Raw genomic sequence first — 14,821 nt, 5'->3', positions numbered from 1 at the left:
AGTTGAGAGCTCAGTGAACTTTAAAGCCATCGGGATGACAGGATTCGAACCTGCGACCCCTTCGTCCCGAACGAAGTGCGCTACCAAGCTGCGCTACATCCCGACTGACAGGCCCCTTTAACCGCCCGCCGAATCTCAACAAGTATAGCACGCCGGCTACGGACAATGAGGACAAGGGATCCCCGGCAGAGAAGGGGATCCGATCTGCGCTAAGCTGCAAAAAATCCCCCCTCTCGTCAGCCCAAGTATGAGTCAGTCTAAGGGTTTTCGCAAATCCAAGCCTGAGAAAAAACCGGCCAGCTCCAACACTGCCAAGCGCAAGGAAGCCGCCAAACGGTACGACGAGCTGAAAGCCAAGGGGATGCCGGAGTTCAACATCTTTGCCCGCCGTCGCCAGCCCGCGCCTGGCCAGCCCAACCCTTGGCTGCCGGTGGGATCCCTGGCAGTGGGGCGTTCCAGCGCCATTCACCAGGCCATTTTCCAAAACGAGGAAGAACTCAAAAAAGCAGCCGTCAGGCTGTTTCCCCGTCTCGGCAAGGTGAAAGATGACCTGGAGTTTGGGTTTCGCCTCAAGGACAAGGACTTCCAAGACGAGCCGATCCAGGTGGCGATCCGTCCCCAGCCTTCACCCCTTCAAGTCTGGATGGCCAAAATCCGAGGTTGGTTGGGCCTCTCCGGCAAAGGAACCTCCAAAAAAGCTTAGACCGCCGCAAAGGCCCTGGGCAGCCAGCCCAAAATCAGAGGGTTGACCACCTCTGGGCGCTCGTCGTGGGGGCAATGGCCTGTATCGGGGATGGGGAGAAACTGGTAGTCGATCCCTTGCACATGGTTTTGAAAGCCGCGGCCCCGTTGAATGGGTGTCCAGGGATCCCCCTCTCCCCAGAGCACCAACAGCGGGCAGCGCACCTGAGGCAATAGGGCTTCAGGAGTTGGGCCAGGGGGAGCGGTGAGAATCGAGGCAAACACCTGCTGAGCGCCCACATCACAGGAAGGGGCATAGAGAATCTCCACCAGCTCATCCGTAATGGCGGCGGGGTTGCGGTACACCTGCTTGAGAGTTGCGCGGATACGCTGCCGCTGCCGCACCCGATCGAACAAAAACGGCCCCGTCACCGGAGAAGCCGCCAGAGCGGTGAAAACACTCATGAAAAGGCGGAAAATCGGGCTGAGCTCATGGGAGCGATGGTTCAATCCCCCGGCGCAGTTGAGCAGCACCGCCCCTGCCGTTAACTGGGGATGCCGGGCGGCCATGATCAAGCTGAGCAAGGCACCGATGGAATTGCCGACAAACACAGCAGGCTGCTGAATGTGCTGCTGCCAAAAATCCACCAGCAACTCCGCCCACAGATCCAGGGTGTAGGGGAGAGCAGGCTTGGCCGAGCCGCCAAACCCGAGCAAATCCAGGGCATAGACCCGGTATCCTGCCGCAGCCAGCACGGGGATGTTGTGCCGCCAATGGCCGATGGAAGCCCCGAATCCATGCACCAAGACCAGCGGGGATCCGGATCCCTGCACCACATAGCGAATGGCATGTCCGCGCCAGCTCCAGACTTGGGGAGCAAAAGGAGCAATGGCATCAACCGCAGAACCGGCAGAAGAAGCAGTCAGCACAGCCTGAAAACAGACCCAGTTAAAGATGTAGGTAGAAACTCAGAGCCATCCCTGTTCATCATAGCTTCGGAATGCCTTTGTCTCCCGTCTCTACTGCCCTGCCTGCTGCTGCAGTTGCGGGTTCAGGTGCCGCCGAGGTGGGGTTGGGCCGGTCAACATGGGACGAAAGCATGCTGGACTTCTTGGGATCCCCGCCCTTGGCTGGATGGCATAGCACCCGGGGATCAGCTTTCGACCTCATTTCGACCTCATTATTCATTTCGACCTCATTATTTTGTAGATTTTGTAGCTCGGCTGGGTTGAGCAGAAAGAGCGCTGGGAAGCGCAACCCGTCCAAGGAGGTCGGAGCCGGAAGCCAGTTGGACAGGTTAAGGTGAAGAGACTGTTAAGATTCTTATGGTTTTGCTGTTGCCAAGGCAACACCGCACCAACTAACATCTCGCTACACTGCGACCGCTCATGATTCATCCTCTGCTGCAACGGCTGCACCAATCCACCCTGACCCCGCTGCGGGATATCCACTGGACGCCGGAATTGTTCGGAATCCTCTTGGTGTACTTTGTGCAGGGGGCGGTGGGGCTGGCACGGCTGGCCACCAGCTTTTACCTGAAGGATAGCTTGGGCCTCAGCCCGTCTCAGGTGGCGGCGTTGATGGGCGTTGCCATGAGCCCCTGGATCCTCAAGCCCCTCTACGGCCTGCTGTCGGATACCGTACCGGTGGCGGGCTATCGGCGTCGTCCCTACCTCTTGTTGTCAGGGCTTCTGGGGTGTGGGGCTTGGCTGGGGATGGCCCTGTGGGCACCGACGGCTGGTCTGGCCACCCTGTGGATGGTTTTGGGATCCCTGGCGGTGGCGGTAGGGGATGTAATCGTAGATTCGCTGGTGGTGGAGCGGGTACACGGCAGTGACTGGGCGGGGACGGGCACGCTGCAATCTTTAACTTGGGGAGCAACGGCCTTGGGATCCCTGCTCACCGCCTATTTGGGAGGAGCGCTCTTGGCCCATTATCCGCCGCAGGTGGTGTTTGGCCTGACAGCCTTGTTGCCGTTGTTCATCGCTCTGGCAGCTTGGGTTATCGCCGATCAACCGGTGGTGTTGTCTCAGGGCTGGGATCCCTTGCAACAACAGGTGGGGCAGGTGTGGCGGGCGCTGCGGCAACCCAGCATTTTGCTGCCGGTGCTGTTTGTGTTCGTTTGGCAGGCCACTCCCAGCGCCGATGCGGCTCTTTTTTACTTTGTCACCAACGATCTCGGCTTTGGGCCGGAATTTTTGGGTCAGGTGCGCTTGGTAACCAGCATCGCCAGTTTGCTGGGGGTAGGGATCTTCCAGGTGTATCTGCGGCGGATCCCACTGCGGCCCCTGTTCGGCTGGATGACCGTGATCTCGGCAGGGTTGGGCCTGACCAGCCTTATCTTGGTCTATCACCTCAACCGGGATTGGGGTATCGACGATCATTGGTTTAGCTTGGGGGACAGCCTGGTGCTGACGGTGGCAGGACAAATTGCCTTTATGCCGGTGTTGGTCTTGGCCGCCCGCCTCTGCCCCCCTGGGATCGAGGCCACCCTCTTTGCTCTGCTGATGTCGGCCTTTAATTTGGCGGGGTTTCTCTCCCAAGAGCTGGGATCCCTGCTGATGCATGGGCTGGGGGTAACGGAGACCGATTTCAGCCGGCTGGGGCTGCTGCTGATCCTGACCAACCTTTCTACCCTCTTGCCCCTGCCGTTTTTGGGCTGGCTGCCGGAAGAGAGCATAACCCTTGGCGGAGCAGAACTGGAGGCGGAAGCCCATGCCTCTCTGGAATCCTTTCTGCGGGATGTGCAGGCAGAAGAAGCGGAGACAGCCTTGGCGATGGAAGGGGTCTCTCTGGCCGAAACCGACCCAACCTAAAGACTCTGTCTGGCTTTGGGAAAGGCATACAGCCTCGGTGTCCAGCCGCTAAGATGGAGGGATGAGCTGGGTAGCCCCCACAACTCACTCGGATCTTTCACTTCAGGAGGGGACCGTGCTTCATCGTAGGATCTATCAACTCAGCCGCGAAGGCAAGGATGTGTGGATCTATCTGCGGGATCAGGGACGCTGGCTGGAACGGGCCAAGATCCTCGATATCGAAGGGGACACCATCCTAGTTCGCTACGAGACAGAAGATGAGGAGGAGATCTGCTCCTGGGAGGAGATGATTCGCCTGGAAAGCATTGGAGCTGTTGCTCAGCGCCTTTCCACCATTCCCAAGGGGATGCTCAGCACGTCAGATTTGCTCACCTCAGAAGACTGCCCTCCGGCTGAATTGCTGCATCCGCCACTGTTGCCTACCGAAGGAGAAGATCATCCCAGCAGCGAGCGCCTCGTGGAGGATTACTACCTGGATCGGGAGGCTCCTGCCGAGCTGCCGGTGCGCTCCAGTGGGGAAGATCTCAAACGGGCGGATCGTGCCCGGCACGATGCTGAAGGCACGGATTGAGTTCTCCGTTTGCCAGAGCGGCGCAGAAGAGCGCTTGACATCCTCAGCTAGAAATCGCAGGAGCCCCGCACTGTACCCGTAGGGTCAGTGCCGGGAGGAATGCGGAAGTCACAATAGAACCATGACCCAAGTCCTGACCGTATCCTGCAAGCTCAAGGTGTCCCAGTCGCAGGCCGCCAAATTGGACGCGACTTTGGAGGCTTTTGGCCAAGCCTTGAACTGGGTCAACCAGAACACGCCGGAGAAAGTCGCCAACGCCGTTAAGCTCCAGTCTCTGTGCTACCGCGAAATCCGTGCCCGGTTCGGCTTATCCAGCAACTTGGCTCAGCAGGTCTGCAGACGGCTGGCCGGTGCCCGTAAAGTTGCCCAACAGAAAAACCGCCCCGTCAAAACGTTCAAAGGGGGCTTCGCTACCTACGACGCTCGTATCTTTTCGTTCCGCGAGAAAGACTGGACGGTGTCGCTGACCACGGTGGAGGGTCGGGAGCGCTTTGAGCTGGCGATTGGCCGCTACCAGAGAGAACGGCTGGCGGGCTCCAATCCCAAATCTGCCACTCTGGTCAAGCGTAAAGACGGCTCCTACTCCATTCAAATCTGTGTGGAAGCGGAGCCATCCCCACCGCAACGCACGGGTAGAGTGCTGGGGGTGGACTTGGGCAGGACAGATATTGCCCATACGTCAGAGGGGGACAACTGGAATGGACAGCAGTTGAACAGAGTCCGAGACCACTACTCCAAGCTGAGGGCGGTACTCCAACGCAAAGCCAGTAAGGGCACACGCAGTTCGCGGCGCAGATGCAGAGAACTGCTGCAACGGCTGTCTGGCAAGGAGAGACGCTTTCAAGCGTGGGTCAATCATCGCATCTCTAAAGCTATTGTCTCTAGGGCAAAAGCTACCAACAGCGCTATCGCCCTGGAAGACCTGACAGGGATCCGGGAAAGGGTCAATCAACAACCCCGCAGCAAAGCCGAAAGGCGCAGGGCCAACAGTTGGGCGTTCTACCAACTGAGGCAGTTTCTGGAATACAAGGCGAGGGCTGCAGGGGTTTCTCTGATTCTTGTGCCGCCTGCTTACACGTCGCAGACCTGTCACAAGTGTTTACACATCCATCCCGATCCTGCGCAATCCTACCGCAGTGGTAAGTCGTTCAAGTGTGGGCACTGTGGATGGGAAGGGGATGCGGATTTGAATGGTGCGAATGTGATTGCGCTCTTGGGGGCTGCCGTAAACCAGCCTAGAGGTTCGGGCCTGTTTTGTTCTCTGGTAGGGCAGAGCAGGCTCAGGGCTACTGAAAGCCCGCTCCGTACCGCTTAGCGGTCGGAGCCGGGTAGTTTACTTGTGCAGGGTCGGATGGTCAGTGGGCCGTAGAACTCCTCTTGGCACAGCTCTACCTGAGAGCGGGCAGCCATTAGCAGCAATGACCAGAAGACTTGAATGGGGTGAATGGTCCCGCTGCTGCCGTTTTGATAGCTTTTTTGGCAAAAGTGTTGCTGGAGATCGACAAAGCTGATCTGGGTCAGACCCTGCTGCCAAAGCTGAGCCAGCAGAGATTCTAGCTCGGCGGTGGTTTCCAAAAGGTTTTCCGGGTGGGCTAGCTGAGTGATGGCCGACAGCGCTTGCTGGCGAGAAATCCGTTGGGCCAGCGGCTTTGGGGCAGCTTCGGGCTGGTGTTCCAGCAGGGTTTCCAGCTCTTGCAGGTGGGCGATGAGTTCTTTGAGGGTGATGGGCCGGGTACGTTGAAGACGGGGTGCTGCCCTGGGTTGCAACACGCGATCCAAGTGCGCCAAAGACCAGCTTGGCCAGGGATCCACTTCTACCTCCACCGAGCTGGGCTCACTTTCTTCTGCTTCTGGTTCTGCCAAAGCCATCGCCTTAAGATAGACCAACATGGCAGCGTGGAGCAGGGCTTGTCCCGACTCAGACAGGTCATGGCTGCTGCTGGTGGGAGCCATACGGGCCAGAAAGCGATCGATAACCTCGATGACCTGCACATCCCAGGGATCGATCTCGCCTCGTTCTGCCAAATCAATGAGCAGAGCAATTGCCTCTTCAGTCGGTGAGTAGGCCATAGCACCCCACAGCTCCCTGACCCTTACTGTAGCCCTCAGGCCGGATCCCGGCTATCTCTAGCCATCTCCCATGCCGATCCGAATCCTCTGGCTCAATCGCTGACGTGGTAATATAGAGATCCTGCTCTAGTCGATAGCTGCTAGAGTGGTATCTGCGGGCGGTTAGCACAGTGGTAGCGCACTTCCTTCACACGGAAGGGGTCACAAGTTCGAATCTTGTACCGCCCATACCCGCAAATCTGCTCCTGCAGCGAGGTTCAACAGTCCAAGTCCTTCTCCTGAAGGAGAGATACAGGCGGCTAGAAACGACTTTTTCCGCCCCGGGGTCTCCCTGAAGCGCGCCTTAGGGAGAGGGCTAATGGCTGTTGAGAACAACTCCGCTTGAGCTTCCAGCGTCTTTGCTGCCAGGCCAGTGGAGAAAGGGAAGAATGGTAGCCTAATAAAGGGTAGGGTTGAGGCCATGCAAGAATTTCGTCCCGCTAACGCGATCAGAAACCTTCGCTTCATACTCCTGGGCTTGTGGATCTTGAGCCTGCTCGTTCTCCTCATCCAAAACTGGGGATCCCCGGCAAGGGTTGTGGTGGGTGGGCAATCGGGATCCCCGCTTCCTCTATCGTTGGTGCTATTGGCCTCTTATGGGGCAGGGATGGGGCTGGGATTTTTGTATGTAGGCTCCTGGCGATTGCACGACCGGGTGTTCCAGCGACAGGCAATCCGCAAGTTAACTCAGTTGAGCGACCGAGTTCGCTTTTTGGAAGCCCAGATGATCTCCCCCGACCACTATTTGCCCCAAGATCTGCCGGAGTACGAGCCGGATCCCCAAGCAGGCCGCTATTCCTATTCCAATATCCCGCCGGAACGCATTCGAGAGGAGGAGGTCGGCAATGCTTCTGCTCCCAACTGGCGCTCTGACGAGGAGGAAGAATGGGACTCTTAAACTGGTGGAAATCTTCTTCTGCGGCTTCCTTGCCTGAGCCCGCTCCCCGACCTGAGCCGCAGGGACAAAATCACTACCTGTTGATCGTCTTGGACAGTTGCCGCTTCGACAGCCTGCTGGCCGCCAACCCCAAGCATCTGCTCAAGCTGGGATCCCTGGAAAAGCGCTGGAGCTATGCTTCCTGGACGGCCCCTGCCCATTACAACCTGCTCATGGGCCTGCTGCCCCACACCAGCCCCATCCACGTTTTTGCGTCCGAGCACTACAAGCAAGATTATCTGCGCTACAACGAGCGGCTCGGCACCCGGCAACCCATTGAGTTCAAGCATCTGCTGCCTCATCTCTATTTGCCGACGCTGCTGAAGCATCAACTGGGCTACACCACCCACGCCATGGTCTCCATGCCGGTGCTCAACCCCAGCACGCTGCTGAATCGGGATTTCGATTCCTACCGCCTCATGCCCCAGCACAACGATATGGCGGCCATGGTGGAACAGTTGCGCTTCGAGCCGGATCGCCCCAGCTTTTACCTGTTAAACGTGGGCGAAACTCACTATCCCTACGCGCTGCCCGATGAGGATCCCAGCTTGTGGCCCCGCATCTCGGGGGTGAATGGGGTGTTGAAGCGGCTGGATGAAGGAGAAGAGGACGGGATCCCCTTTTTCAATTCGGCCCAGTTGGAAGAGCTGCGGCAGCGACAGATCCAAGCCGTGCGCTACTTGGACGGGATCTTCGAGCAATTGTTTGACCTGGTTCCCCAAAACACTTACATCACGGTTACCGCCGATCACGGCGAACTGTTTGGGGAGGGAGGCTACTTCGGCCACGGCCCTATCCACCACGAAAAGGTGCTGGAGGTGCCCTTTATCGAGGGCAAAATTCGCTAGGATGAGGCCCTCACCCCCAGCCCCTCTCCCTGAGGACAAGGGCGGCCATCGATAGCCCAGCAACTGGGCTTACCAGGATTGAGCCTCTGTTTGCCTGCCGGTTAACGCGATCGCCTGAATCGCATGGGCAGAGCCTCTTCCCTTTTGGAGCAGCTAGATCTGCTGGGTCTCCGGCTTGGGCAGGGTAGGATCCCGGCGGGCTTCACCGTTCGCGCTACCTGGACGGAGTCCGTGGGGGGATCCTTTTACACCGGAACCCAACCCATCTTCGGCGGCCAGGTCGGCAGAGCGGGCGATCTCGTAAAGGCTTTTCACCACACTGCTGAGGGGAATGGCGACGATCACGCCCAGGATGCCCCCCAGTTGCGCCCCCACCAACAGGGCAATCAAGATCCACACTGGATTTAGCCCGATCAGCTCTCCCATCAGGCGGGGGGCGATGACCCGATCCTTCACCTGCTGCACGATCAGGGAAACCAGCACCACTTTAAGGCTGAGCCAAATGTCCTGAAAGGCCAGCAACACCGCCGCCGCCCCAATGCCAATCACCCCCCCCACCAGGGGGATGACCTCCAGCAGGCCGATCAGCAGGCCAAACAGGAGCCCGAAAGGTACCCGCAAAAACCCAAAAACCGGCACCAGCATCAGGGCCATGATGAACCCCAACACCAACTGGCTGATGAGGAAGTTCTGAAAGCTGAGGGCTAGGGCTTCGCCAATGCGCGGCCCCCAAGGTTTGGGGAAGAGGCTGAGCAACCCCTGCCAGAACTGGCCCCCGTAGAGCAGCATGTAGAGGGCCAACACCAGCACCAGCACCAAGTCGATCACCTGGTTGAACGTACCCAGAAGGAGATCCAGGGATTGGCCGGCAATTTTCTCGGCGCTGGCCTGCAGGCGGTTGAGAAGGGTATTGACCAGCTCCGTCTGGCCAAGGTTGATGTTGCGCTCGGCGGCCCAAAGGCTAATCTGGTCGAGCCAATTTTGTAAGGTGTCCACCCACTCTGGGATCCGCGCCCCCAGCTGCACCACTTGCTTGGCCAAGACCGGCACCACGGCGATCCCCACCAAGACCAGCAGCACCACCGAGAGAGCAAAGACCAGGGTGACCGCCAAACCTCGACTGACCCGATAGCGCCGCAGCACCTGCACCGGGTAGTTGAGCAAAAAGGCCAGCACCGCCGCTGTCAGGATGGTGGTGAGCAAATGCCCAAACAGCCGACCCACCTGTATGGCCAGCCAGCCGCTGATGACGATCAAGATCCAGGTGAGCAGCAACCGCTGCAAGGGTGAGAAGCGATTCATGCCGGAGCCATCCCCAAGGGATCCCAAAGCGCTTAAAAACCCAGGATGCTATACCCACTATCCACGTAGATCACCTGGCCGGTAATGCCGCTGGCCAGGTCGCTGGCCAGAAAAGCCGCCACATTGCCCACCTCTATTTGAGTGACATTGCGCCGTAGGGGAGCTTTCTCCTCCACAGCATGCAGCATGGCATGAAAATCGGAAATGGCCGATGAGGCCAAGGTGCGGATTGGGCCGGCAGAAATGGCGTTCACCCGGATCCCGGCAGGGCCCAGCTCGGCAGCCAGGTAGCGGACACAGGTTTCCAGGCCCGCTTTGGTGACGGCAGCCATGTTGTAGTTGGGCACCACTCGCACTCCTCCCAAGTAGGTCAAGGTGAGGACACTGCTGCCGGATCTCAGTAGGGGCTTGGCAGCCCGGCAGAGGGCAATCAGGGAGTAGGTGCTCACATCCATGGCCAGGGCAAACCCCTCCCGCGAGATATCGCTGAAGTTGCCGCTCAGCTCCTCTTTTTTGACATAGGCCAGGCAGTGAACCAGAATATCGACCTGACCCCATTTTTCGGTTACCCCCTGAAACAGATCGCTGATCTGCTGATCGCTTTGCACGTCGCAGGGGAGGAGAAAATCTGGCTGCAAGGGATCCGTGAGTTGCTGAACTTTGGTTTTGAAGCGATCCCGCTCGTCCGGCAGATAGGTAACCCCTAGACTGGCCCCCGCTTTGTGCAGTTGCTGAGCAATGCCCCAGGCAATGGAGCGCTCGTTGGCAATGCCGGTTACCAAGGCTTTCTTTCCCGTCAGCTGTAGCATGGCAAAAAAAGTAGGGGTGTATTCCTTTCTATCCTCCCACAGGTGGGAGCTGGGGCTGGGAGAAGGGATCCCAGGCACTCCTGAACTCCCGTTAAAAAGGCCCGGCTTCCACAATGAAAGTCCTTTTGGTTGAAAAGGAATATTGTCTGCTGGATCTCCGCAGCCCTGTTACCCGTGCCGAAATCATCGAGCACCCGTGGTCGTTGGAAGATACCTCCCTCAACCGGGCTGATAGGTGGAAGCAACGTGCAGTTCCTTGAGCTGCTTCGCCTCAACGCTAGAAGGAGCGCCGGTGAGCAAACATCGCGCCTGCTGGGTTTTGGGAAAGGCGATGACATCCCGGATGGAATCTTCCCCGGCCAGCAACATCACCAGCCGATCCAGGCCGTAGGCAATGCCGCCGTGGGGCGGGGTGCCATACTCAAAGGCTTCCAACAAAAAGCCAAACTTGTCCCGCGCCTGTTCGGGGGTGAGGCCAATCGCTTGAAAAACCTGCTCCTGAATTTCCCGCTGGTAAATCCGCAGGGATCCCCCTCCTACTTCCACGCCGTTCCACACCAGGTCATAAGCCTGGGCCCGCGCCGTTTTCAGGTCGGCCAAGTCGTCGGGGTGGGGGGCGGTAAAGGGGTGGTGCAGGGCTTCCAGGCGATTTTCTTCGGCGTTGAACTCAAACATGGGAAAGTCGGTGATCCAGAGGAGATTCAAGGCGTTCTCTGGGATCAAACCCAGCTCCTGGCCCAGGTGCAGCCGCAGCCGGCCCAAAGACTCGTTCACCACTGCCGCCGGCCCTGCCCCAAACAGCAACAGATCCCCTGGCTTGGCCTGGGTGAGATCCAGCAACCGCTTCTCCTGCTCGGGGCTCAAGCTCTCTTTCAGGGCGCCGATGGTATCGAGGCTGTCGGGCCGCACCCGGATAAAGGCCAAGCCGCCCGCCCCATACTGGGTGACCAGCTTGAACAGATCCCCGCCTGGTTTGATGCGGGTGTTGGAGATCTTTTCATCGCCGCCGGGCACTGGCAGGATTTTGATCAAACCGCCCTCAGCCAGCACTTTGGCGAAGACTTTGAATCGGGATCCCTGAAACACCTCCGAAACATCCACCAACTCCATCCCAAAGCGGGTGTCAGGCTTGTCGGAGCCGTAGCGGGCCATGGCCTCGGCATAGGTTAGGCGCGGGAAGGGACGGGGCAGGTGGATCCCTTTGACAGTTTTGAAGATATGGCAGATCAGTCGCTCGTTGAGCTCCAGGATCCCTTCTTGATCCATGAAGCTCATCTCCATGTCCAACTGGGTGAACTCCGGCTGCCGATCCGCCCGCAGATCCTCATCCCGAAAGCAGCGGGCGATCTGGTAGTAGCGATCCACGCCAGCCACCATCAGCAGCTGCTTAAAGAGCTGGGGCGACTGCGGCAGGGCAAACCACTCGCCGGGGTTGACGCGGCTGGGCACCAGGTAGTCTCTGGCCCCTTCTGGGGTGGAGCGGGTGAGAATGGGAGTCTCCACCTCGACAAAGCCCTCCTCGTCTTCTAGGAAACGGCGGATGGCCTGGATGACCCGGTGGCGCAGTTGCAGGTTACGGGACATGCGCTCCCGCCGCAAATCCAGGTAGCGATAGCGCAGGCGGATCTCTTCTCGCACTTCCTCTGCTTCTTCTCCCGAGACGCTGAAGGGGAGCTGCTTGCCGACTGGACTGAGCACTTCCAACTGTTCGGCGTAGATCTCGACTTCGCCGGTGGCCAGGCGAGGGTTGAAGGAGTCGGGGGGCCGTTGCTGGACAGTTCCCGTTACCCGCACCACATATTCGTTGCGCACTTCCCCCGCCAGTGGATATGACTGCGGAGTTTTCTGCGGATCCGCCACCAGTTGCACAATGCCAGAGCGATCCCGCAAATCCAGAAAGATCACCCCCCCGTGGTCGCGGCGGCGGTCGATCCAGCCGTAGAGGGTGACGGTCTGGCCAATGTGGGCCGGGCGGACTTCGCCACAGTAGAGAGAGCGGGCCGGGCGATGGATGGCAGCAGGCATGGAAGAGGTGAGAGAACAAGGGTCTGAGCCCCTATCATACAAAACTCAGACCTCCTGCCTCGACTCAGCTTCTCAAGAGCATTCAGGGGATCCGCCCAGGGCTACCACAATCGTGCAGGTGTTGTGGCGCATCATGGCAACGTAAGTTTCGGTGCCGCTGCCTGGCTCCCCCAAAGAGTCCGAGTACAGTTTCTGTTCGGCTACCTTGACCCCGGCTTCGGTGGCCACCGTTTGGAGGAGAGCGGGGTTGAGGGTGGTCTCGGCAAAGACAGCCGGCACCTGTAGAGCGCGGATCTCGGCCACCAACCGGGCCACAGTCTGGGCGCTGGGCTGTTCTTCGGTGCTGATCCCCAGCAGGGATCCCCCCATTTTCAGGCCGTAGGCTTGGGTGTAGTAGGCAAAGGCATCGTGGGTGGTCACCAAAACCCGGTTGGGAGGGGGGATGGTCTGAATTTGCTCCCCAATCCAGGCATGAAGCTCCTCCAGCTCTGCTCGATAGGCAGCAGCATTGGTTTGGAAGAAGGTCGCCTCGCCAGGCACCTGTTCCGCCAGCTCTTGGGCGATGCGCTCCACCATGCGGATGACGTTTTCCACATTGCCCCACACGTGGGGGTCGGGAGTGGGGATCCCGTCCTCGTTGGCAACAATAGGTTCAAGGATCTCGGCCAAGGCAACCCGCCGCGCCTGTTGGGCTGTGGCCTCGATGAGGCGCATCAACCCCGGCTCCAGGTTGTAGCCATTCCAGAACACCAAGTCTGCCTGCTCTAGGGCCACCCCATCCGCCGGCGTTGGCTCGTAGACATGGGGATCCATCCCCGGCTGCAGCAGGCTGGTGAGCTGGATGCGATCTTGGCCCACCTGCTCCACCCAATCGGCGATCAGTGTGGTGGTGGCCACAACGCGGGGACGCGCCCAACCCGAACCGGCTAGGGCCAGAAAACTGCTGATCGCCAAGCCGAAGGCCGCTACCCAACGGCGCCGCCCCCAAAGGAAGACAGGACTTTTCATTATCGTTTCATGATTTAGGTACCCCTTTAGGGTATACTGGACTTACTCGAAAATGAAAGCAAAATGAAAAAGCAATCTGCTCCTCTCCCTCTTCGCCCGGCCAGGGGATCCCTGGTGGTGCGGGATCTGACGGTGCGTTACGGCAGCCTGCAGGTGCTGCAAGGGATCCAGGCTGAAATCGCGCCGGGCCGCCTCACGGGCATCCTTGGGCCCAACGGGGCCGGCAAAAGCACCTTTCTCAAGGGGCTGTTGGGGTTGGTGCCGCTGGAACGGGGGGAAGTGCGCTACGGCGGACAAGCACTGCGGGGAGAGCAAGTGGCCTATGTACCCCAGCGCTCGGCCATCGACTGGTCGTTTCCCGCCACGGTGTGGGATGTGGTGTTGATGGGGCAGGTGAGAGCTGCTGGCTGGTTTCGCCGCATCGGGAAAAAGGGGCAGCAGCGGGCTGCTCAAGCCCTGGAGCGGGTGGGGATGGGGGCCTACCGGGATCGCCCCATTGGAAAGCTGTCGGGGGGACAACAGCAGCGGGTGTTCCTGGCGCGGGCCTTGGCGCAAGAAGCGGAGATCTACGCCCTTGACGAACCCTTTGCCGGGATCGACCAGCCCAGCGAAGCTATTTTGTTCCAGGTGTTGCGGGAGCTGGCAGATGCCGGCCACATCGTGATGGTGGTGCACCACGATTTGGGGCAGGCCCGGGCCTACTTCGACGAAGTGCTCCTCCTCAACCGTGTCTTAATTGCCCAGGGATCCCCGCGGGAGGTGTTGCAGCCAGCGGTGTTGCAGCGGGCCTATGGCCGAGCCCTGCTGCTGGACTCAGCTGCCTAGGGAGAGTTTGAGGTCAACAACGTTATGGAATGGCTCTGGCACAGCCTGGCGGATCCCTTGAGTTTTGCCTTCATGCAACGGGCTCTGCTGGTGGCGGTGGCCGTCGGCATTCTCTGTGCCGTGGTGGGCAGCTATCTGCTGGTGCAAAGCTTGGCCCTCCTGGGGGATGCCATCAGCCATTCGCTGCTGCCGGGCCTGGCCATTGCCTACATGCTGGGCCTCAACCTGTTTGTGGGAGCCTTTGTGGCCGGTCTCCTCAGCGCCCTCTTAATTCAATGGATCCGCTCCGCCAGCCCCCTCAAGCCGGATGCAGCCATGGGGATCGTCTTTTCGGCCTTTTTTGCCTTGGGGATCCTGTTGATCACTTTGATCCAACGGCGGGCTCGCATCGATCTCAACCACTTCCTCTTCGGCAACCTCCTGGGGGTGAATGCTGTCGATGTGCTGACAGTGGTGGGCATCACCCTTTTGGTGTTGGGGTTAGTGGCCCTCTTCTTCAAGGAATTGACCTTTTACAGCTTCGATCCCTTGGGGGCCAAAGCAGCCGGCCTGCCCACCGAGCGGCTGGGGTGGGGGCTGATGGTGCTCACCTCCCTGACGTTGGTGGCCAGCATGAAGGCAGTGGGCGTGCTCTTGGTGTTGGCCATGCTGATCACGCCAGCGGCAACCGCCTATCTGGTGGTGCCTCGATTGCACCAGGTGATGCTGTTGGGATCCCTATTTGGGGTGAGCGCCAGCCTGCTGGGGATGTACGCCAGCTACTACCTCAATGTGGCCTCTGGCCCGGCCATCGTCCTGGTGGCCTCCGCCTGGTTTAGCCTGGCCTTTCTGGGCAGAGTGTTCTCAGGAACGCGCTAGAAACCAGGGATCGCAGGTCGGGATCCCTGGT

The 14,821-nt window shown here is 59.3% G+C and carries 13 protein-coding genes, 2 tRNA genes and 1 pseudogene; 9 read left to right on the top strand and 7 right to left on the bottom strand.

The window, feature by feature from the left end:
- Positions 1–29: 29 nt before the first annotated feature.
- A tRNA-Pro gene (locus tag NW805_RS04915) sits at positions 30–103 on the bottom strand.
- A gap of 144 nt (positions 104–247) precedes the next feature.
- Here NW805_RS04915 and NW805_RS04910 point away from each other — a divergent pair.
- Positions 248–703: an HHL1-like protein gene (locus NW805_RS04910; protein ID WP_414381947.1), complete on the top strand. Its 456-nt coding sequence runs from the start codon at positions 248–250 to the stop codon at positions 701–703.
- Here the strand turns inward: NW805_RS04910 and NW805_RS04905 are convergent.
- A complete protein-coding gene (locus tag NW805_RS04905) occupies positions 700–1,611 on the bottom strand; it encodes an alpha/beta fold hydrolase (protein ID WP_414421833.1) in 912 nt (303 codons plus the stop codon). The genes NW805_RS04910 and NW805_RS04905 overlap by 4 nt on opposite strands.
- Positions 1,612–2,070: 459 nt before the next feature.
- Between NW805_RS04905 and NW805_RS04900 the strand changes: the two genes are divergently transcribed.
- The 3 genes and pseudogenes from NW805_RS04900 (at position 2,071) to NW805_RS04890 (ending at position 5,384) form a co-directional block, all read left to right on the top strand.
- Positions 2,071–3,498 carry a folate/biopterin family MFS transporter gene (locus tag NW805_RS04900; protein ID WP_414349870.1) on the top strand — a complete coding sequence of 476 codons (1,428 nt, stop codon included), beginning with the start codon at positions 2,071–2,073 and terminating at the stop codon, positions 3,496–3,498.
- Between the two features lie 115 nt (positions 3,499–3,613).
- Positions 3,614–3,904, top strand: a pseudogene (locus NW805_RS04895) (DUF6679 family protein); the annotation flags it as partial.
- Positions 3,905–4,190: 286 nt separating this feature from the next.
- The gene (locus NW805_RS04890; RefSeq protein WP_414421832.1) at positions 4,191–5,384 is read left to right on the top strand and encodes an RNA-guided endonuclease InsQ/TnpB family protein; all 1,194 of its coding nucleotides are present in this window, start codon (positions 4,191–4,193) and stop codon (positions 5,382–5,384) included.
- On the opposite strand, the gene NW805_RS04885 is transcribed toward NW805_RS04890, so the two are convergent.
- Entirely contained in the window at positions 5,381–6,139 is a 759-nt protein-coding gene (locus NW805_RS04885) for a segregation/condensation protein A (RefSeq protein ID WP_414421831.1), read from the bottom strand. The genes NW805_RS04890 and NW805_RS04885 overlap by 4 nt on opposite strands.
- Before the next feature lie 156 nt (positions 6,140–6,295).
- Here NW805_RS04885 and NW805_RS04880 point away from each other — a divergent pair.
- From NW805_RS04880 to NW805_RS04870, 3 genes are all read left to right on the top strand, one after another.
- A tRNA-Val gene (locus NW805_RS04880) sits at positions 6,296–6,367 on the top strand.
- 298 nt (positions 6,368–6,665) lie between these two features.
- The gene (locus NW805_RS04875) at positions 6,666–7,076 is read left to right on the top strand and encodes a hypothetical protein (protein WP_414421830.1); all 411 of its coding nucleotides are present in this window, start codon (positions 6,666–6,668) and stop codon (positions 7,074–7,076) included.
- Positions 7,064–7,963 carry a sulfatase-like hydrolase/transferase gene (locus NW805_RS04870; RefSeq protein ID WP_414421829.1) on the top strand — a complete coding sequence of 300 codons (900 nt, stop codon included), beginning with the start codon at positions 7,064–7,066 and terminating at the stop codon, positions 7,961–7,963. Before NW805_RS04875 ends, NW805_RS04870 begins: the two co-directional genes overlap by 13 nt.
- Before the next feature lie 153 nt (positions 7,964–8,116).
- Here the strand turns inward: NW805_RS04870 and NW805_RS04865 are convergent, their stop codons facing one another.
- The 4 genes from NW805_RS04865 to NW805_RS04850 all read right to left on the bottom strand — a co-directional run bounded on the left by NW805_RS04865 (position 8,117) and on the right by NW805_RS04850 (position 13,107).
- Positions 8,117–9,265, bottom strand: a complete 1,149-nt coding sequence (locus NW805_RS04865) for an AI-2E family transporter (RefSeq protein ID WP_414421828.1) — start codon at positions 9,263–9,265, stop codon at positions 8,117–8,119.
- Positions 9,266–9,297: 32 nt separating this feature from the next.
- The gene (fabI, locus tag NW805_RS04860; protein WP_011432788.1) at positions 9,298–10,074 is read right to left on the bottom strand and encodes an enoyl-ACP reductase FabI; all 777 of its coding nucleotides are present in this window, start codon (positions 10,072–10,074) and stop codon (positions 9,298–9,300) included.
- A 219-nt stretch (positions 10,075–10,293) separates the two neighbouring features.
- Positions 10,294–12,099 (bottom strand): aspartate--tRNA ligase, encoded by a 1,806-nt coding sequence (aspS, locus tag NW805_RS04855; protein WP_414421827.1) that lies wholly within the window; start codon positions 12,097–12,099, stop codon positions 10,294–10,296.
- Between the two features lie 72 nt (positions 12,100–12,171).
- Positions 12,172–13,107 (bottom strand): metal ABC transporter solute-binding protein, Zn/Mn family, encoded by a 936-nt coding sequence (locus tag NW805_RS04850; protein ID WP_414421826.1) that lies wholly within the window; start codon positions 13,105–13,107, stop codon positions 12,172–12,174.
- A 63-nt stretch (positions 13,108–13,170) separates the two neighbouring features.
- On the opposite strand from NW805_RS04850, the gene NW805_RS04845 reads away from it, so the two are divergent.
- Positions 13,171–13,932 carry a metal ABC transporter ATP-binding protein gene (locus tag NW805_RS04845; RefSeq protein ID WP_414421825.1) on the top strand — a complete coding sequence of 254 codons (762 nt, stop codon included), beginning with the start codon at positions 13,171–13,173 and terminating at the stop codon, positions 13,930–13,932.
- Positions 13,933–13,956: 24 nt separating this feature from the next.
- Positions 13,957–14,790: a metal ABC transporter permease gene (locus NW805_RS04840; protein ID WP_011432792.1), complete on the top strand. Its 834-nt coding sequence runs from the start codon at positions 13,957–13,959 to the stop codon at positions 14,788–14,790.
- Positions 14,791–14,821 lie beyond the last annotated feature (31 nt).

Source organism: Synechococcus sp. W60.1 (genome assembly GCF_047461575.1).
Taxonomy (GTDB): Bacteria; Cyanobacteriota; Cyanobacteriia; order Thermostichales; family Thermostichaceae; genus Thermostichus.
The sequence above is the reverse complement of the archived record's forward strand: the minus strand, read 5'-3'. Positions and strand labels throughout refer to the sequence as shown.

Bases quoted from the DNA above. Each gene is read 5' to 3' on its own strand.
- NW805_RS04870 (WP_414421829.1), top strand. From the start codon at position 7,064: ATGGGACTCTTAAACTGGTGGAAATCTTCTTCTGCGGCTTCCTTGCCT.
- NW805_RS04865 (WP_414421828.1), bottom strand. From the start codon at position 9,265: ATGAATCGCTTCTCACCCTTGCAGCGGTTGCTGCTCACCTGGATCTTG.
- NW805_RS04890 (WP_414421832.1), top strand. From the start codon at position 4,191: ATGACCCAAGTCCTGACCGTATCCTGCAAGCTCAAGGTGTCCCAGTCG.
- NW805_RS04840 (WP_011432792.1), top strand. From the start codon at position 13,957: ATGGAATGGCTCTGGCACAGCCTGGCGGATCCCTTGAGTTTTGCCTTC.
- NW805_RS04885 (WP_414421831.1), bottom strand. From the start codon at position 6,139: ATGGCCTACTCACCGACTGAAGAGGCAATTGCTCTGCTCATTGATTTG.
- aspS (WP_414421827.1), bottom strand. From the start codon at position 12,099: ATGCCTGCTGCCATCCATCGCCCGGCCCGCTCTCTCTACTGTGGCGAA.
- NW805_RS04910 (WP_414381947.1), top strand. From the start codon at position 248: ATGAGTCAGTCTAAGGGTTTTCGCAAATCCAAGCCTGAGAAAAAACCG.
- NW805_RS04900 (WP_414349870.1), top strand. From the start codon at position 2,071: ATGATTCATCCTCTGCTGCAACGGCTGCACCAATCCACCCTGACCCCG.
- fabI (WP_011432788.1), bottom strand. From the start codon at position 10,074: ATGCTACAGCTGACGGGAAAGAAAGCCTTGGTAACCGGCATTGCCAAC.
- NW805_RS04850 (WP_414421826.1), bottom strand. From the start codon at position 13,107: ATGAAAAGTCCTGTCTTCCTTTGGGGGCGGCGCCGTTGGGTAGCGGCC.
- NW805_RS04845 (WP_414421825.1), top strand. From the start codon at position 13,171: ATGAAAAAGCAATCTGCTCCTCTCCCTCTTCGCCCGGCCAGGGGATCC.